The following is a 10,908-nucleotide window of genomic DNA, read 5'->3' as shown; positions in this document are numbered from 1 at the left end:
CGAGCGGTTTCAGTCCAGGTCATCGTGAGCTCCATCGAATGTAAGCAATCCGATTGAATCATAACCTGCTGTAATCGCTCAACCCTTTTTGGAACAGGCTTTAAGAGTGCGAGGCAGGGTGAGGGGATTGCTCCCTTTTTCTGGAATCTGATTGAAGGAACCAGGCTCAGAAACTATCGACAATAAATGGATAATTGAACGAAGCGAAATGGTTCTCTTTAAGGTGCGGTTTGAGGTCGGTTTCATGCTCTTTGCAGGCATAAGCCACCACATCTCGCTTCACATCGGCCGTCTCCTGCTCCTTCGACATTCCGATGATCTGCTCGTCCGTAAATCGTACCCGCTTCACCCCGTCCGTCTCTTTGCTGTGACGGACTCTACCAAAAAATTTGGGTGGAAGATTTGGGTCTCGGATCCGGCAGCATATAATGCTCTCTGCGCTCAAAAAGCGAAGCGAAAAACTATGCCACAACTCTTGAAAACGGACATGAGAATCAAAAACCATGCAAACCGCAAACTATTTTATGGGTATGTGATCGAAAGGTAAGGCTCAAGCCGATATCACACCTTGCATAGCGCAAGTCCCGTCTGGCAAAGTCATGTTGGGCGATTTCAGTCCAGACCAAATTATGTATGATTATTTGTTAACCCAAGGAGCGTCAACTATTGAAGTGGAATAAAGTTTTTATTATTTTATCCGATGTTGATAATGAATATTTGGTTGAGGCGGCAGATTACTATAAACGCCGTTACAGTGTGCCGAACGAGTGTTGTTTCGCAAATAAGAGTGAGAAAGGATATAATGAATTAAAATGTTGTATTTTAAAAGGAAGTTGCGATTTTGATACGAAGCTAATCATAGTTTGCAATGGAACTAAAGATAGTAAAATTGCAATGGATAGTTTTTACTGTAATGGTTATGAGTTTGCGCATTATTTAAAAAGACTTGGAATAAGGAGTGTAGGTTTGGTGGCGTTTAAATGCTCTAATTCTGGAAGTTTTGGGTTTTTAGAAAATTTTATTTCGGCATGTAATGGTCTATATATGAATATTGGATGGGCGATAGGTTATATTGGTGATGTCAGCCTGTTTTTCGGTTATGAAATTGTAAATATTAAAGGGTTTTGGGAATTTGGATCTATTATAGATTTAACGTCTCGCCTTTGCGGAAAGCTGTCCGATTCTAAAAGAATACATTTAGTGGAGGGGAATTCTTGCGTTATTATCCCTGGTAGCCGACGGTATGGTTATTCAAGCATTCAAAAAGAAAAATAAACGTAAAAGCGTTTTTAGAAATTGCTAAATTGAGCAATGGGCCTGATGACGAGAGCGATGTCAGGTATGGCTTCGGATACGTCGCTCTTCATGTACGAGGTGTCGCGATCTTGCCATCCAGCCAAAGGTTCGGCACCTGGCGTCTGGGCAGACTTCGGTAGAATGCGCGCCATCCCTGCCTTCAACCGCGTCGCGTCTGATGATGCGACCGGCTGAACGTCTCTATCTCGTGGCTGCCGCGCTTGTGCCGGCGCAGTCGGCGCGGGCCGGAACAGGAGCGCGTAATTTAAATCGCGCTGTAGCGACTGCGAGGGCCTTTGGAAAAATCGCAATGATCGACCTGACGGCTCATTTTTATGTTGCGTTTCCCATAAAAAATATCCGACTTTGGCCTTAATAGTGTCTGCCCGATGAAATCGTCGCACAGGAATAGCAGGATCCCATGGGACAAGATGGTGACGGGTCTTTGACGCTGTTCATATTTCCACTGACCTGATGTGGTGGACGGCCTCCGCTCCCGGCAACGTAATATGCCAAAGTGTGGCTGTCGAAAGTCACATAAGGGAGAGCCGTCCACCACATCAGGTCACCACCTCAAGCGCTTCCTGGCCTGTCTTCCGCGGCCGGTCCGCGCTATCTTCTTTTCAAAGAAGAACGGAGGCGAAAGAGTTTTTTAGGTACCAACGGTTAGCGTCCGGATCGCACAAATGGTGATCAGGCACATAATCGCGCCGGATTTGGAACCTGACTTTTTCCAGGCACCTACGGGTACAGACCGGGCAAATCGGCGTTCAATGCCGTCGGAGTGCCGTGGAACTCGCCCGGGTTGTGGAACTCGACCTCAAAGGGCTGTTTGACCATCTTGCGCATGATCTTTTCTTTCCCATTTGTCGACGACCGCTGCGGCAACCGAATTACCGATGACATTTGTGGCAGAGCGCCCCATGTCGAGGAGGTGATCGACGCCAAGAACCAGGGCAATCCAGGTTTCAGGTAGTCCGAAATACGTTAAAGTCGCCATAATCACCACGAGAGAGGTGCGCGGAATGCCCGCCATTCCTTTCGAGGTGATCATAAGCAGAGCGACCATAAAAATTTGTTGATGTAAGCTAAGCTCTATGCCGTGAGCCTGCATTATAAACAATGCACCGAAGGTACAATAAATCATTGATCCATCGAGGTTGAATGAATACCCAAGCGGCAGAACGAAATTCACGATGCGGCGACGAATGCCGGCATTTGGCAAAATTTCGAGAAGCCGTGAATAGGCCGCTTCCGAGCTTGCAGTGGAGAAGGCGAGTAAAACGGGCGCGCGGATTTCGGAGAATAGCCTGGTAGCATTTCGCCCAAGCACGGTGAATGCTGCAAGAAAAAGCAACAGCCACAGGACGAACATCGCGAGGTAGAACCCCAGAACGAATTTGGCATAAGTGGCCAGCAAGCCTGCACCTTGCGTTGCAATTGCAGAAGCGAGCGCTGCAAAGATCGAGAGGGGTGCCAGTCTCATAATAAACTCGGTGACCTTAAGCATGATGGCTGCGACCTGCTCAACAAGATGCAATACGGCGGGTGTCTTATTATCGAGGGCTGAAACGGCGCTGCCGACAAATAGCGAAAACACAACGATTTGTAGAATTTCGTTACGCGCCAGTGCATCAAAAATCGAAATCGGCACTAAATGTGTAATAAACGCACTTATTGAAAAAGCATTTGTAGAAGCAACCGGTAAATTGCCTTCCGGGTTGATCGGTATCAAGTCGAGGCCGATGCCGGGTTTGAGAAGTTGAACCATTATAAGGCCCACAAGCAGCGATGCCAAAGATGCGCTCAGAAACCAAAGCATGGCTTTAGCGCCGATACGTCCAACGGAAGCTATATCTTCCATATGGGCAATTCCCGTCACCAGGGTCGAAAAGACCAAAGGAGCGATAATCATTTTGATAAGTCTGAGGAATAGATCCGTTATAAGGTTGAGTTGCGCAGCGATGGCGTTGGCCTGGTCCGGGGCAAAAAAATTGTGAACGCCCCATCCTGTTATTATACCGAGCGCCATGGCGAGGACGATAAATAGAGTTGTGTTTGCTTTCAAAGGGGCCTCAATATTTGAATTATATAATATAATTATATCCGCAGAAGCGCGTAAACTTTGCGGGTATTTATATAGGAACCACTGTAAACGTCATGCACTTTTTGAATTGGTCGTTCACAATAATCTTCCAGTCTCGCGCAGGCACTTGTCCAGACCCATGCAAAACATCAGGGGGTGCTCCCAAGATATTATGAGGGGCTAGAGCGGGCTAAATCGGCAGAACCACCCTAACTATTTGTTTTTGGGGCTCCATCCCGGATGCGATGATGCGTGAGGACCATTGGCCTATACGGCAAGGCCATCCATGGCGGCAGCAATCCAGACGATGTTTTGTCGAAGCCCGGGAAGGAAGAAAAAAGAGAGTGGATCCCCCGGAAATCGGCGCTCAGGTTTTATGAGCAGCTTAACCAGCTTGAAAAGCAGGTTCACGCTGAAACGCCAGATGACGTGGAATATAGGATGTTTTGCAAAGAGCGCCTTGTGTGAAGGAGTTCGATATCAGCGAAAATGGGGTCGGAGCGGCTGTAGAGAGAGGAAGTTGCGCATGGAACAGGAGCGCGGGTCGAATTTTTCCAACGCACCCCCTCATCAATAGCGGGCAAGCCGCTTGTCATGTGCCAGCCATTAGAGCGTATGCCGAAAAGTGTGAAACACCTCCGCAGAGAAATCAGTCCACTGGACTGATTTCGGATCCTGCTTTGATCGGAAAAGATGTGTGTTAAGACAAGGAACCGGAGCGTGATCTGATTCAATCAGACAAAACGCGCTCTAAAGCCGAAGTGTTTGAGGCGAGATGTTCAGAACCGGCGTGACCGAGCTCGGCGGCGTCATAGAGGAGGGGCTTTCGGGATGGTCCGCATGGCAGACAGACTGTGACATTCTTTTGGGGCGACCACTAGCCATTCGCGTCGTTTTTTTGCTTTCCATCAAGGCAATGGCCAGGCTAAACAGCGCGCGCACCTATCCCTGGACGATCATACAACCTATTGCCTATTGCGCGATTTTGATACTGCCCCTGTGGGAACCTGGTGGTTTAAGTGCCTTTGAAAAGCCGTATTTGTTCAACATTCCCGCCCCATTGGCAAAAGCAACATTTCCAATTTTGAATCGTATAAATATATCCGCTGACACCCTGTAAGCCCCCTGGCCGAAGGATAACGAATTAAGACTTTCACCGACGCCACTTTGCATACAGACCGCAATGTGACTTATCTGTCGGTTATTTCAGGAAAAAAAATGCAAATTGACAACGATCTACATAACGATAACGCAGTTAATCCACGTGTTGCAATCCTTATTCTCATGTGGATTGTGGGCGCTTTTGGCTTTCTTATGTCAGTTTCCATTACTTTGACCACGCTTATTAGTGCAATTTTGTTTCTCGCGGCCGATGGAGCGGTCTTCAAGCTTATTTTTCATACGAATATATTGCCATATGGCCCTCTTGGACATTCGCGGGCTCTGTTCGGGTTGGCTCTGGGGCCATGCATTATGACGTTCTTTATATGGAAGCCACTAGAAGCTATGGGATGGGAAATCCGCAGTCAGCGCGATTAGTCCCCGCTTTAGCCTCACCCGATCGGATTATCAACGTGGCCAAAGACCAGATTGCGGTTCGATGGAACACATTCAAAGAGTCGATTTTAATTCATCAGATTTTCAGCGGATACTTTTAATGAACGGCACAATTTTAGGCGCAATCTTGCTTTCTTCCGCTTCACTCGCGATCCGGACGGGATATGGACGAATTCAGCCGATTTTGCTCCATTTGGCTCCCCGTTGCGGTTGCCAGATCTTTACACCTCGCGCATTGCCACTCCGGTCGGTCTGTGGATTTTGAGCCAGAATAGCGGTACTTGTAACACATCGGGCAATTGCCGGTTTGTTCTCGCACTCCAGGCACGCAACGGCAAGCTGCAACGGCTTGGTTCGGGAATGCTTGCATTAGGCGGAACAGCTCTGCTTTCTGTCAATTACTGCCATTTGTTGACTGAGGAAATGAATGAAAATCTTGAGTCTGTGACGGGTAACTGCGCGGTAGCGGCGCCTGCGTCGCATCCAGAGAACAAAGGACATCAGTAGCGGTGGCTCTTCGACCCGTTCACGAATTTCGGCTCGGCGCCTGTGCGGAGTGCCAGCAAACAGCAATGAAAATGTTCCTGCGGTATCCAATCCGCGCATGGGAGATTGATCGACCGTCGCCAGTGGCTGCTCTGCCCTCGATCCAACGGCATTGTTACGACGATATAACCGCTATCCATTCGGGATGGCGGCAGATTTTTTGCGTCTTCCACTTCAAAAAGAGCGGGGGAGGGTTTCGCCCCTCCAGCACACGACCCGAGGTTGGCTCTTTCCTGTGATGAGCATCTCCTGAAAAACCAAATGGAAAATATGGTCAAAACGGGGAAAGTAAAATTCCGGTGCTCACCTCCCTTAACTACGCGCTCCGCGTCGGTACTCGCAAATCGCCATTATTGCACAGCTATGCCACTTTTGATCACGCGCTGACAGAAGCCCTCCATTTTGAAAGGGAGTAGAGTAGATCCTGTCTGTCTAAAGTAGAGGGGAAAAGCTCAGGAGATTTAAAAATTTGCGAGACTGGTTCTTTCTGTTGTGATCGCACTGACGAAGGCGCCAGACGCGCGGACGTCGGTAACGAATGATGTTGGCGTCGGCGACAAAAGCCCGGCAAACTATCTCGCCACCGCGATAAAGTGGTGACAAAGTTATGAGTCGACAGCCTGGCCAGCGTAGTATAAAGCAGTACCAATATGTGGTTGGCGTTGTTCCTTCTGTCGCAGGACAGGGCTTCAGGAAGAACGGAAACAGGATCGTAAGTCGGCATTCTGCGAATTAATAGATGGTCCCATCGGCCCCTTCATTGTGTCCAGGATTTATACAGACAACATTATGGGTGCTGACGGTACTCGAAATCAGATTTGGCGAGAGAGAAAAAGCCGACAGTCATCGCAGGAGCACTTTTTACGTAATTTAAATATGCAAGTATTGTACCTCACTACCGAAATAGTAGTCAGGGGGGCTAAATTGTCGAACATCCAATTGTAACCGGATGCAGTTTTTGTCGTCTATTTTAGCTGGCTTGAAGATGTTTTGCGTTGTTTTTTGGCCTATGCAACAGCTGGGAAGGTCAATCTCGTCGCGTCGAGCTTTGTGCCTTTCCTCCTGGGTGAACCCTTCGTGCTCGAGGCAAGTGGAATTTTTTGGTCGAGCTGAAGATACGTCTGATCAATGCCTGTGTTGTTTATAGATAGAGTGGGATCGGCCCGTTATTGGATTATTGAAGATATTATGGATTGGTAAAATCCTGCCATACGATCTGGCGCTCTAAACGCGAACTGATGTTTGATCGAATTTTATTGTGACCAATGATTTGGCGAGGACGGACATGCAGGGTTTTCGATAATGGGATCCTTGTAATCCAGGCTGCTCGCAAAGGAATTTAGGAAAGGAACGAAGTCATGCGCTTCCTGGTTTCGCCTGCAATTGCCTTAGCTCTATGTCTTGTGAGTGGAGGATCAGGACAGGCTCAAACAGTAACAAATATGGCTGCCCTGAAGGGGCTCTCGCCTGTGACCGTGTTGGGTAAGACGCAGAGCGGGAATGCTGCTTTAGCATCCAATTATGTTGTTACAGGTGGCATACAAACCAATAATTTGCGTCAGCCTACATTGTTGCCTTTTCCTGAACAGCAACAGCAAGCTTTGCGAGATGCCTTTATCACAAAAGGCAATCTGGTCGGACTTGCGGACGGCTTGGGCACGACACTTGCCGGAGCCTATATCGCTCGAGCTCATTACCGGGACAGCGAACATTTCACAAATATTTCTACAAAAGTGGCGGATCTTATCGCTTACACTGATGCGATCACCGCATCCGATGCCAATATGGCCAAGTATTTCTTTGCCAATGCCACGATCGACGGCAAGACGGCTGTTTCCGCAGAAGGACTTGATATTCTCAAGCGGATTGGCGGGATAGCCGACGTGTTCGGCCTGAGCTATGGCCTTCCTGCCGGAACCCAGGGAGCCGATGCCTTCGGCGATTCTCGTCCATTCCAGACCGTGCCGGGTATTCTTCCGATCGTCGGGCGGGACTATTTTGGAGTGCCTGCCAATAATGTGGTCTATAATCGTGGGCCGGTTATGAATCTAAGCAATAGCCCTTCTTTTCCCAGCGGGCACAGTACCTATGGATATGCGGGGGCTATCTTGTTGGCCATCCTCGTACCGGAACGCTATCCACAAATGATCGCGCGGGGATCGGAATATGGCAATAACCGCATCATTATGGGAGCGCATTACGCTATGGATGTTCTCGGCGGTCGAACGTTGGCAACATTTGATCTCGCACATCTGTTGGCTAATGACCCTCTATATATGGGGCAGACGGTAAGTGGCGCGCCGGCAATTAAGGACTATCAAGCAGCGCTTATGGCTGCACGCGAAGATGTGGTTGCAGCACTTGTGGCGGGTTGTGGTAACCCGATTGTGGACTGCGCAGCAGAAGACACCGGTCGTTTCAGCGATCCGGCTCAAAATCAGGCTGCATATGATGTGACGCAGACTTATAATTTGCCCGTCGTGTATCCTCAAAATTACGGCGTGAATGAAGACGTAAACAAGCTTGCGCCGGAAGCAGGTTATCTACTGACATCAGCCTATCCCTCGCTGACCCTGGAGGAGGCAAATCAAATCCTTACGGATACCGAAGGCCCAGGCGGAGGCTTCCTGGACAATGGTTCCGGATTCGGTGTCTATTCCCGACTAAATCTATATGCCGCCTCTCTGGCAGCGAGAACATTGTCAAAACGCAAGACTGAAAAAATAAGTAGCCTGGAGAAGGCTTCTCTCTCTTGCCGATAATCCGGATTAAAATCCTGATGCTGTCATTGGACAGTATGTAGCCAGAGACGGCGTTTGGGCCTGCTGTCCTGGGCGAGCATTTGGCACAAGCCATGCGATTGTCTCTCATCATGTATGGGGTCCATTCCAGGTGCGATCTTTTGCATTCGAAAAGGAGCCCGATCGAATGGCACCAGATCGCGCCAGAGATTACGGATATGGCCTCAGAAGGGATGCTGAGGACAAGAGGCACTTTTCATCACCAGCTGTAAGCTGAAGGTCGTTCACAAAGCGATATCGACGGGAGAGGTACTTTGAGGACAAAGCCATTTATCTGTTCCATCGATCAGGGAACCACCAGCACGCGCTGCATCATTTTCGATCATCTGTGCGATGTCATCGCTATGGATCAGCGCGAGCATGAGCAGATTTATCCAAAGGCCGGCTGGGTGGAACACAACCCGCTTGAAATCTGGCGTAACACGCAGCACGTCGTCGCGGAAGCGTTGAAGAAGGCCAAGCTGACGGCGGCGGATATCGCCGCGATCGGCATTACCAATCAGCGCGAGACGACGCTGCTCTGGGACAAGGCGACCGGCCAGCCGCTTTATAATGCGCTTGTCTGGATGGATACGCGCACCGCTGATTTAGTGGCGCAATATACGAAAAATGGCGGTGCGGATCGTCTTCGCGCCCGGACTGGGCTCCCGATCACTACCTATTTCGCCGGACTGAAATTGCGCTGGATTCTCGACAATGTCCCGGACGCTCGCCAAAAGGCCGAAGCAGGTGAGGCGCTGTTTGGCACTATCGATACATGGCTGGCCTGGAACCTGACCGGCGGGCCGGATGGCGGCATCCACATTACCGATGTCACCAATGCCTCGCGCACGCAGCTGATGGATATTGCAAGCCTGCAATGGGATCGGGAAATTCTGGATCTCTTCCATATTCCCCGCGCCTGTCTGCCGGAAATCCGCTCATCGAGCGAGGTTTATGGAGAAATTTCGGTTCGGTCCCTGCGTGGCGTGCAGCTTGCGGGAATTCTGGGTGACCAGCAGGCAGCGCTGTTCGGTCAGGCCTGTCTTGAGCCCGGTGCGGCCAAGAATACCTATGGCACGGGCTGCTTCATGCTGATGAATACGGGTGACAAGCTCGTTTCATCCGATTACGGCCTGCTGACCACCGTTGCCTATAAGATCGGCGATGCCCCGCCGTCCTATGCGCTGGAAGGCTCCATCGCCATTACCGGCGCACTGGTGCAATGGCTGCGCGATAATCTCGGTATCATCCGCAACAGCAGCGATATCGAAACGCTTGCCCGTACTGTCGATGACAATGGCGATGTCTATTTCGTCCCGGCATTTTCCGGTCTTTATGCGCCGCATTGGGAATCGTCTGCGCGCGGCGTCATTGCCGGGCTGACGCGCTTTGCCAATAAGGCTCATATTGCCCGCGCGGCACTGGAAGCAAGCTGCTATCAGGTGCGCGAGGTGCTGGAAGCCATGGTGAAGGATTCCGGCGTGGAGATAGGTGAACTGCGCGCCGATGGCGGCATGACTGTCAATGAATTCGTCATGCAGTTTCAGGCCGACATTCTGGATGTTCCGGTGGTCCGCCCCAAGATCGTGGAGACCACGGCGCTGGGTGCGGCTTACTCGGCTGGTCTTGCCGTCGGCTACTGGAAATCCATGGAAGACGTTGTCGAAAACTGGCAGGTCGGCCATCGCTGGCATCCGAAGATGCCGAAGAAGGAGCGTGAACGCCTGTTCGCCTCATGGGAAAAGGCGGTTCAGCGCTCCCTGAACTGGGTGGATTAACGTTGGAACTCGGTCGTTGACTGAGCAGAACAGAGAATTACTAAACTTTTTTGGCAGGACGTGGGGCATGACGCGTCCGCCGGATGGATTTCTGCAAACTAATTTTTCAGGACAAGCTTATGACAAGTGGTTTTTTAGGGGAATTTCTCGGCACGATGGTGTTGATCCCTATATAGCCACGCAATTGCTGGGCGCTTTTGTTGGAGCAGTGCTTGTCTATCTTGCCTATCTGCCGCACTGGAAGCCGACCACGGATAAGACGCTGAAACTTGGTGTGTTCTGCACAGCCCCGGCAATCCGGAACATTCCGGCCAACTGTGTGACCGAAATCATCGGCACTTTCGTGCTTGTCTTCGTCGTGATCGCGATTGGCGCTAAGGCTGTTGGAGCCGGAGGTGTTCTCGGCCCATTGATGGTTGGTCTTCTCGTCTGGGCGCTCGGCGTTTCGCTTGGCGGACCGACTGGTTATGCCATCAACCCAGCTCGTGATCTTGGCCCGCGCATCGCGCATGCGTTAGTGCCGATCCCAGGCAAGGGCGGATCGGACTGGGCCTATGCCTGGGTGCCGGTTGCGACGCCGATTATTGGCGGCCTGCTGGCCACCGGCACAGCCAGTGCGGTCGGCATGATCTAAGTCAATCCAGATGGCGCGCAAAACTTGCGGATAGTAACGTGATGATGCACTTCTCGCTTGCGTTACCCTCAAGTGCATGAACGGTCAATAACAGTGTATCACGGAGTTACCAGATACGCGGCATAGCACTAGGCTGTGCACTCATAAATAGGCTAGTTATTTGAATGTATTAGTGATTCAAAGGCCTAGGATTTGGAGGTCTTTGATGTCACGTCACCGCTATGAACT

At 50.4% G+C, this 10,908-nt stretch carries 9 protein-coding genes; 7 read left to right on the top strand and 2 right to left on the bottom strand.

Annotated features, from left to right (window positions below; translation table 11 throughout):
- Positions 1-166 precede the first annotated feature (166 nt).
- Positions 167-505: a hypothetical protein gene (locus ACTJKP_RS25245; RefSeq protein WP_440632633.1), complete on the bottom strand. Its 339-nt coding sequence runs from the start codon at positions 503-505 to the stop codon at positions 167-169.
- 161 nt (positions 506-666) lie between these two features.
- Between ACTJKP_RS25245 and ACTJKP_RS25240 the strand changes: the two genes are divergently transcribed.
- Positions 667-1,275 carry a hypothetical protein gene (locus ACTJKP_RS25240; protein ID WP_440632632.1) on the top strand — a complete coding sequence of 203 codons (609 nt, stop codon included), beginning with the start codon at positions 667-669 and terminating at the stop codon, positions 1,273-1,275.
- Positions 1,276-1,320: 45 nt separating this feature from the next.
- Positions 1,321-1,491: a hypothetical protein gene (locus tag ACTJKP_RS25235; RefSeq protein ID WP_440632631.1), complete on the top strand. Its 171-nt coding sequence runs from the start codon at positions 1,321-1,323 to the stop codon at positions 1,489-1,491.
- A 625-nt stretch (positions 1,492-2,116) separates the two neighbouring features.
- On the opposite strand, the gene ACTJKP_RS25230 is transcribed toward ACTJKP_RS25235, so the two are convergent.
- On the bottom strand, positions 2,117-3,364 hold the full coding sequence (locus ACTJKP_RS25230) for a dicarboxylate/amino acid:cation symporter (protein ID WP_440632630.1): 1,248 nt from the start codon (positions 3,362-3,364) through the stop codon (positions 2,117-2,119).
- Positions 3,365-4,157: 793 nt separating this feature from the next.
- On the opposite strand from ACTJKP_RS25230, the gene ACTJKP_RS25225 reads away from it, so the two are divergent.
- From ACTJKP_RS25225 to ACTJKP_RS25205, 5 genes are all read left to right on the top strand, one after another.
- Complete coding sequence (locus tag ACTJKP_RS25225; protein WP_440632629.1) at positions 4,158-4,502, top strand: hypothetical protein; 345 nt, start codon at positions 4,158-4,160, stop codon at positions 4,500-4,502.
- A 98-nt stretch (positions 4,503-4,600) separates the two neighbouring features.
- The gene (locus ACTJKP_RS25220) at positions 4,601-4,921 is read left to right on the top strand and encodes a hypothetical protein (RefSeq protein WP_440632628.1); all 321 of its coding nucleotides are present in this window, start codon (positions 4,601-4,603) and stop codon (positions 4,919-4,921) included.
- A gap of 1,922 nt (positions 4,922-6,843) precedes the next feature.
- The gene (locus ACTJKP_RS25215; protein WP_440632627.1) at positions 6,844-8,247 is read left to right on the top strand and encodes a phosphatase PAP2 family protein; all 1,404 of its coding nucleotides are present in this window, start codon (positions 6,844-6,846) and stop codon (positions 8,245-8,247) included.
- 293 nt (positions 8,248-8,540) lie between these two features.
- Complete coding sequence (glpK, locus tag ACTJKP_RS25210; protein WP_440632626.1) at positions 8,541-10,046, top strand: glycerol kinase GlpK; 1,506 nt, start codon at positions 8,541-8,543, stop codon at positions 10,044-10,046.
- 67 nt (positions 10,047-10,113) lie between these two features.
- On the top strand, positions 10,114-10,680 hold the full coding sequence (locus ACTJKP_RS25205) for an MIP/aquaporin family protein (RefSeq protein WP_440632625.1): 567 nt from the start codon (positions 10,114-10,116) through the stop codon (positions 10,678-10,680).
- Positions 10,681-10,908 lie beyond the last annotated feature (228 nt).

Source organism: Brucella sp. 22210, from assembly GCF_052045675.1.
Taxonomy (GTDB): domain Bacteria; phylum Pseudomonadota; class Alphaproteobacteria; order Rhizobiales; family Rhizobiaceae; genus Brucella.
This window is presented reverse-complemented; position numbering and strand designations above follow the sequence as displayed.

Excerpts from the sequence above, each read along its gene's own strand:
- ACTJKP_RS25245 (WP_440632633.1), bottom strand. The coding sequence starts at position 505 with ATGGTTTTTGATTCTCATGTCCGTTTTCAAGAGTTGTGGCATAGTTTT.
- ACTJKP_RS25205 (WP_440632625.1), top strand. The coding sequence starts at position 10,114 with ATGACGCGTCCGCCGGATGGATTTCTGCAAACTAATTTTTCAGGACAA.
- ACTJKP_RS25220 (WP_440632628.1), top strand. The coding sequence starts at position 4,601 with ATGCAAATTGACAACGATCTACATAACGATAACGCAGTTAATCCACGT.
- ACTJKP_RS25215 (WP_440632627.1), top strand. The coding sequence starts at position 6,844 with ATGCGCTTCCTGGTTTCGCCTGCAATTGCCTTAGCTCTATGTCTTGTG.
- ACTJKP_RS25235 (WP_440632631.1), top strand. The coding sequence starts at position 1,321 with ATGACGAGAGCGATGTCAGGTATGGCTTCGGATACGTCGCTCTTCATG.
- ACTJKP_RS25225 (WP_440632629.1), top strand. The coding sequence starts at position 4,158 with ATGTTCAGAACCGGCGTGACCGAGCTCGGCGGCGTCATAGAGGAGGGG.